Annotated in this window: 10 protein-coding genes; 7 read left to right on the top strand and 3 right to left on the bottom strand. The window is 53.6% G+C overall.

Annotated elements, in window-relative coordinates; genetic code table 11:
- Positions 1 to 293 precede the first annotated feature (293 nt).
- The 6 genes from FUA23_RS21575 (at position 294) to FUA23_RS21550 (ending at position 6,795) form a co-directional block, all read left to right on the top strand.
- The gene (locus FUA23_RS21575) at positions 294 to 1,064 is read left to right on the top strand and encodes a DUF697 domain-containing protein (RefSeq protein ID WP_147932857.1); all 771 of its coding nucleotides are present in this window, start codon (positions 294 to 296) and stop codon (positions 1,062 to 1,064) included.
- Positions 1,065 to 1,201: 137 nt separating this feature from the next.
- Entirely contained in the window at positions 1,202 to 1,780 is a 579-nt protein-coding gene (gene scpB / locus FUA23_RS21570) for an SMC-Scp complex subunit ScpB (RefSeq protein ID WP_147932856.1), read from the top strand.
- A 172-nt stretch (positions 1,781 to 1,952) separates the two neighbouring features.
- On the top strand, positions 1,953 to 2,471 hold the full coding sequence (locus FUA23_RS21565; protein ID WP_147932855.1) for a DUF2480 family protein: 519 nt from the start codon (positions 1,953 to 1,955) through the stop codon (positions 2,469 to 2,471).
- Between the two features lie 78 nt (positions 2,472 to 2,549).
- Entirely contained in the window at positions 2,550 to 3,632 is a 1,083-nt protein-coding gene (locus FUA23_RS21560; protein WP_147932854.1) for a PorP/SprF family type IX secretion system membrane protein, read from the top strand.
- A 95-nt stretch (positions 3,633 to 3,727) separates the two neighbouring features.
- Positions 3,728 to 6,322: a DUF1573 domain-containing protein gene (locus FUA23_RS21555; protein WP_147932853.1), complete on the top strand. Its 2,595-nt coding sequence runs from the start codon at positions 3,728 to 3,730 to the stop codon at positions 6,320 to 6,322.
- 83 nt (positions 6,323 to 6,405) lie between these two features.
- The gene (locus tag FUA23_RS21550; RefSeq protein ID WP_147932852.1) at positions 6,406 to 6,795 is read left to right on the top strand and encodes a DUF805 domain-containing protein; all 390 of its coding nucleotides are present in this window, start codon (positions 6,406 to 6,408) and stop codon (positions 6,793 to 6,795) included.
- Between the two features lie 255 nt (positions 6,796 to 7,050).
- On the opposite strand, the gene FUA23_RS21545 is transcribed toward FUA23_RS21550, so the two are convergent.
- The 3 genes from FUA23_RS21545 to FUA23_RS21540 form a co-directional block, all read right to left on the bottom strand.
- A complete protein-coding gene (locus FUA23_RS21545; RefSeq protein ID WP_147932851.1) occupies positions 7,051 to 9,624 on the bottom strand; it encodes a transglycosylase domain-containing protein in 2,574 nt (857 codons plus the stop codon).
- A gap of 99 nt (positions 9,625 to 9,723) precedes the next feature.
- Entirely contained in the window at positions 9,724 to 9,885 is a 162-nt protein-coding gene (locus tag FUA23_RS22490; protein ID WP_187271181.1) for a hypothetical protein, read from the bottom strand.
- Positions 9,878 to 11,848 carry a Na+/H+ antiporter NhaC family protein gene (locus tag FUA23_RS21540; protein WP_147932850.1) on the bottom strand — a complete coding sequence of 657 codons (1,971 nt, stop codon included), beginning with the start codon at positions 11,846 to 11,848 and terminating at the stop codon, positions 9,878 to 9,880. Before FUA23_RS21540 ends, FUA23_RS22490 begins: the two co-directional genes overlap by 8 nt.
- Before the next feature lie 393 nt (positions 11,849 to 12,241).
- On the opposite strand from FUA23_RS21540, the gene FUA23_RS21535 reads away from it, so the two are divergent.
- Positions 12,242 to 16,519: SdrD B-like domain-containing protein (locus tag FUA23_RS21535; RefSeq protein ID WP_262713720.1), on the top strand; the 4,278-nt coding region annotated here is incomplete at its 3' end.

The following is a 16,519-nucleotide window of genomic DNA, read 5'->3' as shown; positions in this document are numbered from 1 at the left end:
TCCGCGCCGCGAAGTCTCCGGCCTCCGGCCTCCGACTTCGCGGCGCGGAACGCGCGCTCGTAGCAAGGCTTCGCCTTGCTAGAGACTATTCATTAACCCAGACACACTTAATTGAACTATCCCCTTGCTCACCTTGCACAAGCATGTGTAGCACAGTGACTCCCGACTCCCGACTCTACAACTCCCGACTCTACAACTCCCATAGGTCTATCAATCTTACCTGTTCGTCGAACTTCCCCTGCACCTGCGGCCGCGCCCCATAACTTAGCAGTAAGCTATAACGTTGATACACCATGCGTAAGAAGATAGAAGACATTGCTAAAAAGCAACTAAAAAAATCCTTTATGACTCCCAAAGGCAATAAGCATCAGAACCAGCACGCCGAAACGGTTATTCGTAACCACGTGATTTGGAGCATGGGTGCCAGCTATATAATTCCGCTGCCAATTGCGGATGTATTTGCCGTTAGTGCATTGCAACTCGATATGATCCGTCAGCTTTGCCGGGTGTACGATATCGATTTTGCCGAGACCCAGGGTAAAGCCATTGTTTCGGCCCTGACGACGAGCACGATGGCCCGTGCTGGTGCGCGTAGTCTGATAAAAGTTATTCCCGTTGTCGGCTCTGTCGTTGGCGGAATTACCACTGCAGTAATAAACGGAGCCAGCACCTATGCGCTGGGAGAAGTGTTTAAAACACACTTTGCCACCGGCGGAACAATTCTTGATTTCGATACCGACCGCCTGAAAAAACTCTACCGCGAGAAGTTTGAGAAGGGTAAGAAAGTCGCCAAAGAATGGAAAGAGGAAACCGACTCAACCGAAACAGCCCCCCAGGCTCCCCAGCCCGCTGCTGCAGTTGAACCGCCGCCCGCTCCGGCACCCACGGTAAAGAAACAGCCCACCGCAGCACCGGATCCCGCTCCGGAACCCACAGTGGCCAGCGCTTCCTCTCCTATGGACGAAGATGCTATCCGCAAGATCAAAGAACTGGCGGAAATGAAGGCGCAAAACATCATCACTGAAGAGGAATTCGAAGCGATGAAGAAGCGCATCATCGGGTAGTTGAGCGGAGCGTAAAGCTCAGAAGACAGATTGCAGAAATCAGAGCGTATAAGTTCGGGACCGGATTCCGCGTTTGCGCTCTGATTTCTGCATTCTGATATCTGCACTATGCGATCTAACTTTTACCTTCGCGCTCCATGCAGTATTTACCCCAACATATAGAGGCCCTCATTTTCGCGGCGCCCACTCCTGTATCGCTCGAAGAGTTGCAAAGTGTTTTGCTGGAAAACTTCGGTGTCCGTTTTGCCAGGAAGGTGATGTTGGAGGCCATCGATGAGCTGAAAAAGCGCTACGATCTTGATGTTCACAGCTTCGAAATTACCGAAGTTGCCGGTGGCTACCAGTTCATGACCAAAGGAGCTTACCACGAAACGATCGGTACTCACCTGCGTATGCAGTCCAACAAAAAGCTGAGCAGGTCGGCCCTCGAAACCCTGAGCATTATTGCGTACAAGCAGCCCGTAGTGAAATCGGAGCTGGAGAAGATCCGGGGTGTCTCCTGCGATTATTCTATTCAGAAGTTGTTGGAGAAAGAGCTCATTACCATCTCCGGCCGCGCGGATAGTATTGGTAAGCCGCTGCTCTACTCGATTACCGATCGCTTTCTTGATTATTTTGGCATCAAGAGCCTCGACGAAATGCCCGTGCCGAAGGACTTCGCAACTCCAGAGACGGAGGTTGGCAAACCGGAAGAGCTCATGGTCGAGGAAGAGTGATGCTCGGGCGCGGCCGCAGGTGCAAAGAAGGTTTTTTGAGGCCGGCCGATGCTGCCTCAGGCAGCGAGTGATTATCCGCTCTTTTCCCGAAAAGAGGAACTTGTACAGGGAGAGCGAACGACGCGACTCAACCCTGGAGATAGAAAAATGTTCTCAAGGAAAAACAAACCCAATGGCAGCCCCCCTCGTCAATAAAGTAGCCAACTCGAAACTGATTACCCTGAAGCTGGAAGACTACTGGCCCTCTGCGCCCATGGCCAGTTTTGACCTCAAGGATTACCTCTTTATGGAGCTCATCCTGAAGGAAAAGGACTTCCGGGAAGCGGTTAAAAGCCATGATTTTAGTCAGTATCAGGACAAAACCCTGTTAGTATTCTGTTCCGCTGACGCCATCATACCGGCCTGGGCGTACATGCTCGTTGCTGCAGCTGCATCTCCTTACGCAGCAGACATCTATCAGGGGACGCAGGAAGAGTACCTGCGCTCACATTACCGCCAAACCATTGCCAGTCTTGACCTTGAGGCCTTTACGGACCAGCGTTTGGTGATCAAGGGGTGCGGCGATAAAGAGGTGCCTGCGTCTGCATATCTCGACGTAACGGCCAAATTACGCCCGGTCGTTCGTTCCATCATGTACGGCGAACCATGCAGTACGGTGCCGGTCTTTAAGCGACCAATGACGAGGAAGTAGGAAATCTGCTTATCTTGGGCCATCCGAATCCCGGACGAACCATCTCCGGCAACCCTGATTACCGTTAACCGCCCGCCCATGCGCTTCAGCCGCTTACTCTTTTTCCTCGCCTTCGCCCTGAGTACTTTTTCGCTCAGCGCCCAGGACACGCACTTCACGTTACACAACTACGCACCGCTGTGGATCAACCCTGCGAATACCGGTTCCTTTTCCGGTTCCATCCGCGCGGGTGGGGTACACCGTGGCCAGTGGTTCGGCATCGACGGTATCCAGACATCGAACCTCTACGCCGATGCGCCTCTGGCTTTCGGCTTCCGGAAGCAGGACTGGGTAGGTGTAGGCTTCAACTTCATCACCGATGATGCTGGCGGACTGGACATCACTTCTACCTTTTTTGGTTTCAGTGGCTCCTATCACCTTGCTCTGGACAAGAAAAGAACCAATATCATCACCCTGGGAGTACAGTACGGTAGTACATCATACAGCGTTACTTCTGAACGACGTCTTAACCAGCAAGCCACCATCGCTACTGGCCTTGGAGGTCTGGAGGGGACTGGTGTTGCAGCAGAATTTCCTGTGATGGGAGACGATGGGATGGACGGAAACAGCCTTAGCTATAATGACCTCAACGCAGGAGTTAAGCTCAAGATGCTGCTGGATGCCAAAAAGGATAATGTCTTTGAAGCGGGCGTTTCTTTACTGCATCTCAACAACCCCGATCGTAGGAGCCTAACGACGAGACAGGACACATCCATGACCACCGGCGGATCCGGCGGAGGCCAAAGCGAGCGCCCTAGCACCCTTCATGCTCACGCCCGTCTCGACCTCGAGATGAGCGAAAAATGGCGCTTTCAGCCTACTGTGTTCTTTCAACAGAGTGCGGGAACGAGTTCGCTCTCTTTGCAGACATGGGGCGCACGCGAATTGAAAAAAGACCTGGACCTGCGTCTTGGTTTGGGTTACCGTACCGGAGATGCCGCCAAAGTGATGGTTGGTTTTGATACCGACCGCCTGCGCGCAGCGCTGGCCTATGATATTACCCTGAGCCAGGCACGTGACGTGACCAGCTATCAGGGTGCTTTCGAACTCGGCCTGGCTTACATCTTCAACATCTACAAGAAACCAGAGGTGACGCCGACGATTCTCTGCCCAAGGCTTTAACGGCTTGTTTAAACGTTGCGGCCTTGTTCCTGCGTTTAAGAGATCAGATTCACTTTCGTTTCCCCGCCCTCCAACTACCATTAGCATCCTTCCCGATGAAGTATATCTTCCTAGCCTTCTTTCTTTCTGTCCTTCCCACCTTACTTCAGGCCCAGCCACTAGCCGGAGCTTCTAACGAGGAGAAGGTCCTGGCGGCCGCAGATAGCGCCCGGCGTACTAATAACTGGTTCGTTGCGCTGGAGAATTACGAGACTGCTTACGACCAGAACGATGATCTGCCCCTACGGCCTGAAATCGCACTGATGAACCTCAAGCTGCGCGACATTAAAGCTGCCGTACGGAACTACACCCAGGTGTTTCGCCGTTCCGAGTCGAGCGATACGACCAACAACATTCACCGCTACCACTACGCCCGGGCGTTGAAGATGGATGGCCAGTACGATGAAGCACGTACTTACTTCGAGGATTTCCTGTTGCACAACACTGACGAAAAACTGGAGCATTTCGCAAAGCTGGAACTTGAAGGCATCAGGCTATACCGCGATGTGCCGAAGGAGACAAGTGAAGTAGCACTGGAAGGGCTGGACCGCAAGGTGAACAGCTCGTTCAGCGAGTACTCTCCGGTACTCTCCGGCGACGGTTCAACGCTGTTCTTCTCTACCTGGCAGGCAACAGCAGCGGTCCCCCAGACGGACGCAAACGACGAAAAAAGCTTCAGCCGCATCTTTATGTCTACCCGCGACGACAAAGGATGGGGCAAATCTGCCGCTCTCGGCAAAGAAGTGAATCGCCCCGGGGTTCACTCCGCGAACCCGGCGCTGAGCGCCGATGGTCGCCGGCTGTACTACAACCGCATCGAGATGGAAAGCAACCGAATCGTAGCGGCAAAGATTTACCTGTCTGACGTAGAAGACAACGGCTGGAAGAGCGGTAATCCCGTTTCCGGCATCAATGCAGACGGACGCCTGGCCCTGCAGCCCGCTCCCGGCGAGCTCTTTGGCGGCGAGGTCCTCTTTTTCGTTTCGGATATGGACGGCGGCTACGGTGGCCGTGACATCTACTACGCACCCTACCTGGGAGACGGACGCTACGGTGAGCCGGTCAACCTCGGTGAAACAATCAACACCGTTGGTGATGATGACACTCCCTTCTACTTTGACGGAACACTGTACTTCAGCTCCAACGGACGCCCGACAATGGGCGGCTTTGATATCTTCTACTCCGCCTGGAACGGCAGCGAGTGGAGCGCGGCCGAGAATATGGGTCCTGGCTTTAACAGCACCGTCGATGACCAGAGCCTGAGCGTATTCGGCGACGGCCTCGTGGGCTTCATCACCAGTAACCGCGAAGGTGGCCGCTCGGTGAAAAGCAAAACCTGCTGTGACGACATCTACGGGTTCCAGGTTGCCAGCCTCTACGCCAACCTGGTGGTTGGAATCTTCAACGAAGACAAAGAACCACTGACTACCGGAGCCGTTGTCCTTCAGCCGCTGGTAAACGATGAGCCGGCCGGAGCAGGCAGCCAGAAAAGCCGCGACGATGGCAACCGCTACGACTTTGGCCTTGAGCTGGAGACCGCCTACAGCGTGATAGCGACTTCCCCCGGTTACTTTCCGGACACGGTTGAAGTGAATACACTGGGGCTGGAAGAAAGTAAGGACATTCAGCACGTCTTCTTCCTGCGTAAGATCCCCGTTCCGCCACCACCGACGGAATTCTACGATACGATCGATATCGAAGAGGCCATCACGCTGGAAAACATCCTTTACGACTTCAATAAGGCAGACATCAAGCCCGAGGCTGAGCCTGACCTGAGGGTAGTTCAGGGCCTGATGGAGCAGTACCCGGATATGGTGATCGAGCTTGGTTCACATACCGATAGCCGTGGTAACGCCGACCTGAACCAAAAATTGAGCCAACGCCGTGCGGCCAGTGCCCGTAAGTGGCTTATCATCAACGGTGGCATCAGTGGTCCGCGGATCAAGACCCAGGGCTACGGTAAAACCGTTCCGCAAACCGTCTCCGCACGCCTGGCCGAACGGGTCGACTTCCTGAACGAAGGCGATGTACTTACCGATGCCTTCATTAATGCATTACCGGATAAGGAAACCCAGGAACGTGCGCACGAACTCAACCGCCGTACGGAGTTTAAAATTCTGGAAGGCCCGACTACCATTGTTCTGCGCCGGGATGTGATTGAGCGCAAGATGGAAAACAAGAACCGTAAGGCAATGCCTGCTACTTCAAAAGCACCCTTTGTACCTGCGACCGCGCCCGCTAAAGTGGCTCAGTCGCCTAAGCAGACCGAGCCTCCGGTAATTACCCGTTTCAGCAGCCTGTACGGCCAGAAGGATATTGAAGGCTTACCCATTCTGCAGTTCGACAAGCGCGAACTGGAACTGGGAGAGGTGCAGAAAGGCGATACCCGCAGCTTTGAGTACACCTTTACAAACAAAGGCACGGTGCCCGCGAAAGTGATGCTGATCCAGGCTTGCGACTGCACTACGATAGAGCACAACGACGCTAAAACCTATGCCCCCGGAGAAAGCGGAACGATCAAGATTACCTTCGACAGCAAGGACAAAGACGAAGACGAAACGATAACGATCGACATTTACCTGGAGCAGAACGATAAAAAAGACTTACCGATTCTGGAAATGGTGGAGTACAGCTTTAAGCTGGTAAAATAGCAGGGAGGCTTTGTTTTTTCAAGCTAAGGTTTATCTTTAGGGCCTAACACACCCTCTGATTCACCCGTAAAAACAACCTCCTAATGGTAGAATACTTTAAACTAGCCATCAGCAAGTACGCTGAATTCACCGGTCGCTCACGTCGTAGCGAGTACTGGTACTTCTTTCTCGGTAATATGATCCTCTCGATCATTGCAACAATGTTAGGTGTTGTACTGGGAGAAACTATTGGCTCAATGCTTTCGGGCCTGGTTAGCCTGGCACTGATCGTTCCCGGAATTGCCGTAGGTGTACGCCGCCTGCACGATACCGGCCGCAGCGGTTGGTGGTTGCTCATCGCTATCGTTCCGCTTATCGGTGCTATCCTGCTGCTCGTTTGGTTTGCAACCGACAGTCAGCCCGGTGCTAACGAGTACGGCCCCAACCCTAAAACGGGTGAAGCTGCCGACATCACGAGTCACCTTGTTGACTAAGCTACGAGCTGATCCACACAAAAAAAGTCCCACATCTGGTTTGTCCGGATGTGGGACTTTTTTTGCCCGCTCAATAAATGCCGGATGATTAAAAACATCAGGCTTGCCTTCTTTGAAGGTCTCGAAGCGCTTGTGAAATTGTAGCCGTAGGCGGAAATCATCACAAGGCTTCGAACGTTCGTTTCCTGGGCTCTGGGCGCCCGAAGACACTTGAAAACTCCGCCCTGCTCTGTTTTTAAGCGCGCTTCGATACCCTTAAAAGTCGGGGTTGTTATTGATGCCTCCGCCGCCGAAGGGATCATCGGGCAGCATGAATGTGCTGTCGCGGTCTTCCAGCACATCGTCGTTGTCGCCGCTGGAGTAGGCTTCGCAGTCGAGTTCGATACCCAGGTCGCCGCGCGGGCGGTAGAAGTCGCGCTTGGTGTTCCAGGCTACTTTTTCGTCTTTTTGGGACTGCCGTACGAATTCACGGAAGAATGGCTTGGCCATATGTGCTCCGCTACCGTAGCTGAGGCTACGGAAACGCAACCAGCGGTTATCTCCGCCAACCCAGGTGCCTACCACAAGCTCAGGGGTAAGCCCCATGTACCAGCCGTCGGTTTGGTCGTTAGTCGTTCCTGTTTTACCACCCACGGGGCCCTGGACGCCGCCAAGGGCACCAACGGATGCCTGCTGGAGCATCCGGACCATCACGAAATTAGCGGCAGGGCTGATGGCGCGACGCTCTTCGGGTACGTATTTGTAAATGACGCGTCCCGTACGGTCTTCGATGCGGGTAAGAAAGACGGGCTTGTTAAAGATTCCGTTGTTGCCGAAGGTAGTGTAGGCACCGGTCATTTGCTGAACGGTAAGGTCTACCGATCCCAGTGCAATGGAAGGAGCATCAGGTACTTCGTCTTTAGGGATGCCCATATTGGCGGCCAGAGTCCGTACCGGCTCGGTGGAGCCAAGCTCCTGCATCAGGTAAGCGGAAACTGTGTTGACGGAGTTTTTGAGCCCGTGATAGAGGTTCATGAAATTGCCGCTGTAGTCGTCGTTGGCGTTACGTGGGGTCCATGGCTTCTGGAGGTAAAAGCTGCCGTCTCCGGGAGCGATGGTGATGGGCTGGTCGAGCACTTCGAAACAGGGGCTGATGCCACGCAGGTCGACGGAGGTTGCGTACACGAGGGGTTTGAAGGTGGAACCGACCTGGCGTTTGGTCGTTACGTGATCGAACTGGAACCACTTGAAGTTGGTGCCGCCGACCCAGGTACGCACGTAGCCGGTAGTAGGCTCAACGGACATGCTTCCGATCTGGAGGATCATCTTGTGGTACCGGACACTATCGAGGGGTGTCATCATGGTGTCGGTCTCCATGCTGGGGCGATCGTAGGTGAATACGCGCATTTTTACTTCTTCATTGAAGTCTTTGTCGACCCTTTCCTGCAGCTTATTCCAGGCTGCTTTCAGCTGGCCGAAGGTTTCGTGTTTCATCACCTTTTTATGGTCGTTGGCAAGATTGCGGCTAATGAGCTTACGGCGGATGAGGTCGGTGAAGACACCACCGTCTTTTTCTTCTCTGATCATGCGGTCGATCTCCCGGTCATCCCGGTGGAAGGTGAAGTCTATTTGTTCGTTCACCTTGCGGATAGCAGGAGCGAGAATCGAAGAGCGCAGTTTTTGGTAACGATCAGAGTTACGAATGTCCCGCTGGAGGCTTTCGGTCCGGTACTCTAGGCTGATCTCTGTTTCGGAGGTTGGGCTTTCGTACGTCCAGGGGTCTTCGTTGCGCCAGTGGCGGAAGAACTCCCCCTGGAGTTTTTTCATGTGTTTGAGTGCTGCTTCTTCAGCGTGTCGTTGCAGGTGAGGGTTGATAGTGGTGTAGAGGGTCAGGCCGTCGAGGTCGACGTTGTACCGTTCGCCGCTGCTCTTGTAATAGCGCTTTTGGGCGAGGATTTTCTTAGCTTCCTCCTTCAGCACCTGACGGAAGTAGGGGGCCATGCCGTCATCGTGCTTCTGGTTGCTGTACTTGATGCCGAGGGGCATCACCTTCAGGCTGTCGAATTCGGTTTGGGTGAGGTGGCCGTTTCGCATCATCTGGGCGAAGACCTGGTTGCGGCGGTTGGTTACGCCTTCGGGGTTGCGCAGCGGATTGTAGAGCGAACTGTTCTTCAGCATACCTACGAGTGTTGCGGCTTCGTGTACGTCCAGTTCGTGTGGCTTCTTACCGCCAAAGTAATTTTCGCTGGCTGCGCGGATGCCCTGGGCACCGTTGATGAAATCGTACCGGTTGAGGTACATAGCCATGATTTCGCCCTTGGTGTACTTACGTTCGAGGCGTACAGCGATGTACATTTCCTGAAACTTCTGGAAGATCCGCTCAATGATGTTTTTACTGCCCTCGCCACCATCGGTAAAGAGCAGTTTTGCGAGCTGCTGGGTAACCGTTGATCCACCACCAGAGGCCTTGTTGCCCATGATTCCGGTTTTGACGATGGCCCGGCCCAGGGCCCGGAAGTCGATGCCACTGTGGTCTTTGTACCGCTCGTCTTCGGTACTGATGAGTGCGTTCTCGATGTTGGGGCCGAGTTCTGAGTAATCCACCATTACCCGGTTCTCGAGGTAGTAGCGGCCGAGGACGGAGCCATCGGCGGCAAGGATGCGGCTGGCTTCGTTGTTTTTCGGGTTTTCCAGTTCGGTCACCGAAGGGAGGTCGGTAAAGCTGAGGCCTACCCAAAAAAGGATGAACAGCACTGGGGCCAGAAAGACAAGCCGCCAAAGCCATATGATGGCTTTACGGTGTTTTTCGTTACTGATGTTTCCTAGAAAGAAATCTGTGATCTTAGACATGAACGTTGGCTTAAAAAGAGCTCCGGTAACGAAGCGGGCGCTAAGATCGGTATAATTTGTGGTTTAGACTTGCGAAGACTAGAATTCGTAGGTTTCGGGCTAGTATTTGCCGGGGCGCTGCCGCAGGTGCAATTCCCGGTTCCGTTCGGTCGCGAAGCGAGCGTTCAGGTGCAGAGCGGAGGCCCCGGCCTCCAGCCGAAGAACCAACCGTAAAATCTCTCCCTGCACCTGCGGCCCCGCCCCGAATAAAAGCTTAAGCATCCACCACAGTACCCCGCCAGCGAACGATGAAGTAGAGAAAGCCCAAACCAGCGAGCATGAGCAGCAGGCACAGAATCCAGCCACCACCCAAAACAGTGGCCAGGGTGCCAAGCACGAGTGCCGTAACGCCTACCGTAAGAGCATAGGGGAGTTGAGTCCGGACGTGGTCGATGTGGTTACAGTCTGATGCCAGACTGGAAAGAATCGTCGTGTCTGAAATAGGGGAGCAGTGATCGCCCAGAACACTGGCGGCCAGTACGATCGAGATGACGTTGTAGAGTAAACTGTGGGCCTCGGCGTATTCCCAGCCGGCACCCGTAGCTACTGCCCAGGTAAGAGGGATGGCAATAGGGTAGATGATCGCCATTGTACTCCAACTGGAACCGGTGCTGAAACTCACGAGTGCCGAAAGCACGAAAATGATGGGCGGAATGAAGTAAGGATTGAGGCTGTTGCCCAGCAAATCGACCAGGAAAGTCGCGGTGTGCAGGTCTTCGGTGGTCAGAGCAAGCGCCCAGGCCAGGGTGAGAATCATGATCGCCGAAAACATGGCCTTAAAACCGGAGGTCAGGCTGCCCATGGTCTGGCCGATGGTCATTATCCGTTGGCCCACGGTCATGATGATTGCTGCAACGACACCACTGATGGAAGCCCACAGCAGTGCAACGTAACTATCGGCAGCCCCGACAACTTCGCCGAGTTTAAAGAAAAAGTCGCCTTCTATCGCAGACCACGTCGCTCCCCACCCATCGGTGGCAGGCGGGTTTTCTAACCCGCTGAACAACGATCCTAGTCCGGTGTCGATCAGTCCTATAATCGTCATCACGATTACCGTCACAACGGGGATGATGGCGTTTCTGGCGCGTAGCGGTGCGCCGGCCACGGGGCTGAGGTCTTCAGTGTCTTCATGGTGTTGACCCTCGGGACCTTTATCTTTCAGCAGGCCGGTAGTGCGGGCGCGCTGCTCGGCTTTGAGCATCGCGCCGAAGTCGCGTTTGGTACTGATGATAAAGAGAATGAAGCCAAGGGTAAGAACTGGGTAGAAACTGTACTTGAGGCTTTCCAGGAAAATAGAATAGGCACTAAGGTCTTCCAGCCCGGCAACTCCTTCGATACCGTCGCCGATGTACCCCAGTTCAGCTCCGATCCACGTCGTTATAAAAGCGATTGATGCTACGGGGGCGGCGGTGGAATCAACGATGTAGGCCAATTTCTCCCGGCTGATTTTGAATTTGTCCGTCACCGAGCGCATGGTATTACCTACGATAAGGGTATTGGCGTAATCGTCGAAGAAGATACCGACGCCCAGCAGCCAGGTGATGAATTGAGCAGATTTTGGTGTCTTGGCGTATTTGGTCATCCGTTCCACAACACCGGCCATACCTCCGTTGCGGCTGATAATGGCTACCATGCCACCCACCAGCAGGCTGAAAACGATGATGCTCAGGTGCCCCCCGTCGTTAAGGGCATTGATCACATAGTTCTCAATCGTTTCCATCAGGGCTTTGATAACGCCCAGGAAACCTTCGAACCGCAAGCCGCCAGCAATGAACGCGCCTACCCATATACCCGCAAAGAGGGAAACAAGTACTTCCTTGAATATGAGAGCAAGCCCGATGGCAATCAGCGGAGGCAGGATGGATAGCCATAATGGTATGCGACGAAGTTTACCGGGGCTGTTTCCTGCGGAATCAGCTACGTGGTAAAGTTCGGAGTTGCCTCCTTCCTTCAGGAGGTGGAGGCCAGGCGAAAGGGCTAGCGCCCGCCGCCCGTCGGTAGTGGAAATGGTCATCATTGAACCATCCAGCATTACGCTGTCAACGGTAGCAGGTACTTCAATCATTCCGTCGTTTAGCCTGAGGTTCCTGAGCCATGATCCGTCACTGGTCTGGGCGCAAAGCGGGCTCAGAAAAGTCAGCAGGCCGAAGAGTAAGAGATTCAGGATAAACTTGGAATGGGGCATAGAATATGGTTTGAGCCGGGGCAATATAAGACCTTTGGTATTGCATTGTACATCTGTACCTCGAATGGTTACTCCGGATACTGAATCACAAGTGGATAAAAGTTTAAACGTGTATATCGTAAAAATTGTGTTTAAACTTTAAATATTATTTAATTTATTGAAAAAAATAAGCGTCGAACAGTAGTTGCACGTTTACTTCGATCTATATTGCGGGAAATTTGGCTTTTTGATGGCCGTAGAATCATCGTGAAAAAATAGATCTGACCTTCCCATTTTTTTCGGATAGACTGACACCCTCCGGGGTACGGTCGATTGTGTGAGATTTTTCTCATTGGTGATGCTATGTGCTGTCTTATTCAGGCCACTACGCCTCTTATATTTTAAATGTTTCTCATGAATCAGAAGACCTTCACTCTACTCGTAGTGCTTGGCTTAATTTCTCCTGGTCTTCTTTCAATTTCCGGCGGGGCTGACCCTGTATCGGAACGAGAGGATTTGGGCGCGAGCGCAGGTGCCCATAAGGTTTCCGGAGCAGGGCTTCCGGAGTGGCTGACTATGTTCTCTGCTCCGCAAGCGAGCCTCATTTTTGACCCCGACCGCGGAACACTACTGGAAACCGGCGATGCCCTGCTTACCTGTGGTGTGCTCAACGCCGGCGATGCGGTGGTTGCACTCTTCGAGGTGAGAAATCCTGTCACTACCGTCAACTCCTACGACCTGAATGGCGGAAACTATCCCATCTGGAGCCGTCCGGCCGAGCTGCACCCTGCTATGTGGTCTTTCTCCAACCTCGGTAGTGTTTTCGGTACTGCTGTAGACCGGGAGCGTAACATGTACGTTACCGCATCCAGCTCGTTTTCTCCTCAACTTAACCTGCTCTCTCAGGCCAACGGTACGTCTGCAAACGTTAATTTTCAGTCCGGAACGGGCGCGATAGGCCGGGCCGCGACCGGCGGGCCCAACGCCACCGCGGAACTGAATGCCGCTGGTACCATTTACCAGTTGGATGCCGTTTCCGGGGCTCCATCCGTATTTGCCGTGCTGCCCCAGCAGTCTACCACTGCAGACTACGATGCTTTCATCACCTTCAACGGTACTGATCTTAATCTCTCAACGGGCAGCCGAAACAACACCGGCCCCGGCCTGGGTAATATTGCATATGACGTCAGCAACGACCAGTTCTTTGTATCCAACTTCGAAGACGGCAAAATTTATCGGATAGCGGCCAATGGTACGGTTCAGCCCGATCCTTTCGATTACGGCATTCCGGATAACGGAGCGGCAGGTATGCCTGCTTTACAGGATCGGGTCTGGGGTGTTGGCGTATATGGTGGCCGGCTTTATTATTCCGTTTGGACGGATTTGGCGTGTACAAACGGTGACTGCGGTGACAACATCTCCGACAATTTTTACGACAACGGACCCAACCCAACGATAAAACCATTTATTCGGTCGGTCGCGCTTGACCCGGCTACCGGAGCATTTCTGCCACTTACGGATCAGTTGGAGTACAACGGTGCCGACCTGGAGCACACCGCCCCGATCAGCGACATCGCTTTCGATGCCGACGGAAACATGCTGATTGCCCAGAAAACTATGCTGACCGATTACGCCGGGTACAACCACCGCTCTCAGGTGGCGTATTTGGTGGGAGGTAATGGCACGTGGGTTGCAGACCCATTCTTCACCGCTCCGCGTGAAAACCCCACCAACGCGAACCGCTACGGCACCGAATCTTACGGTGGTGTGGATTTTGGCTACGACGGCACGGCGCCCGATGCATTTGTTTGGTATTCCAGTGCTGACATGGTGCGGGACGCTAATATTGCTAACGGCAGCCAGGGGCCACACGGCGTTGCGGGTTTTATGCTTACTGATCTCGTTGGGACGAATTTCCCCGATCCCCGGGCAATCGTTCCCTACGACGGTGCGGTTACCTCCCCGAACAGCACGGATCTTAAGGGGTCCGGTGGTGACATCGAGATTGTGGGCGACTACGTCTCCCTGGGTAACCTGGTGTGGGAGGACAGCAACGATAACGGGCTATTTGACCTGACGGAAAGTGGTATACCCGGCGTGACGGTGAACCTGCTCAACGCCGGCGGTGCCGTGCTGATGACCACCACTACGAATAGTTCCGGTGAATACCTCTTCACCGATCTGTTACCCGGTGATTACATCGTGGAAATCATTCCTCCTGCTGGTTACGGAACGTCGACCGGTAGTCTCTTGCTGTTGGGGGCCGGCCCGTATGAGCCAGCTTCCGATCCTGATGTCGTCCCTGCGGACGACGACGATAATGGTACGGTTAGTGGAGCCGCCATCCGTACAGCCGTCATAACGCTCGAAGAACTCGGCGAGCCTACCGGTGAACCGGCCTTGAATGGTCTTACGGATTACGTCATTGATGCCAATGCCAACTACACGGTGGATTTCGGTCTTATTTCTCCCTGTTCCATTGATATCACCTCACTCGATGTACAGTGCACAAACGGAACAGATTTTACCGTTTCCTTCAATGTAGATTATAGCATGATCGCCAGTCCTGCCTCAAGCAGCATCCAGGTTACAGTTGCCGGTACGGCACAGCCTGCTGTTATTATTGCGGGGGCTTCAGGAACTACGTCCTTCGGCCCGATAACCGTTGCCGGACCCGGTTACAATCTGCTGATCGAAGCTACGGTGATGAACGATCAGGGCTGTACGATCACCATTCCTTTCGATCTCATCGCGTGTACCGATCCTTGCGTGGACGGAGACGACCTGGGGGGGAATGTATTCAACGATTTCAACAACGATGGCGCAGACGCAGGTGCAACGGAGGTTGGACAAGCAAACGTTTTCGTCGAAATCTACGAATGCGACAGCGACGTCCCCGTCGCTACGACCTGGACTAATGCCGATGGCGACTGGTCGATCAATGACGATGCAATAACCTATCCGGTTCGCGTAGAGTTTTCCACACCACTGCAGGATTACCTCCAGCCCGGCTTTGCCGGAGATGACAGCGGAACGAACACCCAATTTGTCGACATGGCAAGCTGTGAGGTAGATTACGGGGTGGTCAATCCGGACGACTACTGTCAGGAAAACCCTCAATTTTCCGTTGCCTGTTATGTGATAGGAGATCCGGCTTTCCATACGACCCAGGAGGCCGTTCTTGAGGCGTCTTTCCTCTCTGGCACCTATACCCCCAGTTCTACCTTTGGCCCCATTGGCCCCGAAGGAAGTGGCAATGCTCAACCTCCGGTGAACGAAAGTCATATCGTCAATGCTTTAACCGCAGACATTGGTACGGTTCGCTTTATCGGCTACCACCGGGCATCGAATACCATTCTGGTAGCTTCTTACATGAAGCGCTATGCCGGTTTTCCTTCAGGGCCGAATGATACGGCGTTGGGTACTATTTATGCTATAGATCGGGACAATAACCCCAACGTCGCAGTTCCGTTGTATGTAGCGGACGCGGGTGAAGACGTTCACGACTATTCTTCTCCAGACTTTAACGCTCCCACATTCGGGGATACGCAAGCCAGAGACCTGGTCGGTTTTGCCGGCTGGGGGGATATTGAAGTGGATGAAGAAAACAACCTGTTGTACGCAATCAACTACCACGACAACCTGATTCACGTAATTCCGCTCGTACAGTCCGGAAGTACGATTTCGGCGGGGGCGGCAACGACGATCGCTTACCCTGCAGCAGTTACTTCCCTCTGTAGTGGAGATGAATGGCGGCCAGGTGCTCTGAAAATCAGACAGGGCTATCTTTATTCTGCAGTAACGTGTACTGCACTTACTTCTCAGGACACGGCAGATTTGCATACCTATGTTGTCCGCATTCCAACCAACACCCCGGCTCCGGTATTCGAACGGGTAATCGACTTTGCGTTGGATTACCCTCGTCAACCATTCGGCACTCAGAGCTCAGAATGGAGAGCCTGGGTAAATGGGGTCGAAACCCCCGAAGCTGCGACCAGCGCCAGTTCTTATTATCCAATGCCTCATGTAACGGATATCGAATTCGATGATGGCGGCAATATGGTTATTGGGATCAGCGATAGAAAAGCTGATTACTCCGGTACGTTCAACGCCAACGCAGGATTTCCCGCTTCTGGCTCCCGGACCATCAACGGAGGAGACTTGGTTCGTGCTGAAAACATCAGTAACGGGCTTTATCAGGTGGAGGATATCGTTAGCGGAGCAACGGTAAACCCTGAAACGGAATTTTTCATCGGTGATGGATCCTCTGAACTTTTGACACCGGGAGCTCAGCCTTCCGGTGGTCACGTCGAGACGGTGTTTGGCGCACTGGCTTCCCAACCGGGAACAAATACCATCCTGGCACCAGCTATCTTCGGAGGCAACCTTGGGGGCGTACGTTTTATGGATGCTACCACAGGAGATTACCTCAGGTACCTGTCCCTTTTCCAAACACCCATTACCCCCACCGGTGGAACCGGGAACGGAGAGTTCTTCGGTAAGGCGGCAAGCCTTGGAGACGTAGAGTTCTTATGCCAGGAAGTCCCCATCCAAATCGGTAACTACGTCTGGCTCGACGACGACGAAGACGGCGTCCAGGATGCCTGCGAAGAACCGGTCACCGGACTGCCCGTCACCCTGTACACCCAGGATGACAACGGAACGTTGACGCAGGTCGACATGACCACCACC

It is taken from the genome of Neolewinella aurantiaca (genome assembly GCF_008014675.1).
GTDB lineage: Bacteria > Bacteroidota > Bacteroidia > Chitinophagales > Saprospiraceae > Neolewinella > Neolewinella aurantiaca.
The sequence above is the reverse complement of the archived record's forward strand: the minus strand, read 5'-3'. Positions and strand labels throughout refer to the sequence as shown.

Coding starts and splice junctions, on each gene's coding strand:
- FUA23_RS21575 (WP_147932857.1), top strand. CDS start 294: ATGCGTAAGAAGATAGAAGACATTGCTAAAAAGCAACTAAAAAAATCC.
- scpB (WP_147932856.1), top strand. CDS start 1,202: ATGCAGTATTTACCCCAACATATAGAGGCCCTCATTTTCGCGGCGCCC.
- FUA23_RS21565 (WP_147932855.1), top strand. CDS start 1,953: ATGGCAGCCCCCCTCGTCAATAAAGTAGCCAACTCGAAACTGATTACC.
- FUA23_RS21560 (WP_147932854.1), top strand. CDS start 2,550: ATGCGCTTCAGCCGCTTACTCTTTTTCCTCGCCTTCGCCCTGAGTACT.
- FUA23_RS21555 (WP_147932853.1), top strand. CDS start 3,728: ATGAAGTATATCTTCCTAGCCTTCTTTCTTTCTGTCCTTCCCACCTTA.
- FUA23_RS21550 (WP_147932852.1), top strand. CDS start 6,406: ATGGTAGAATACTTTAAACTAGCCATCAGCAAGTACGCTGAATTCACC.
- FUA23_RS21545 (WP_147932851.1), bottom strand. CDS start 9,624: ATGTCTAAGATCACAGATTTCTTTCTAGGAAACATCAGTAACGAAAAA.
- FUA23_RS22490 (WP_187271181.1), bottom strand. CDS start 9,885: ATGCTTAAGCTTTTATTCGGGGCGGGGCCGCAGGTGCAGGGAGAGATT.
- FUA23_RS21540 (WP_147932850.1), bottom strand. CDS start 11,848: ATGCCCCATTCCAAGTTTATCCTGAATCTCTTACTCTTCGGCCTGCTG.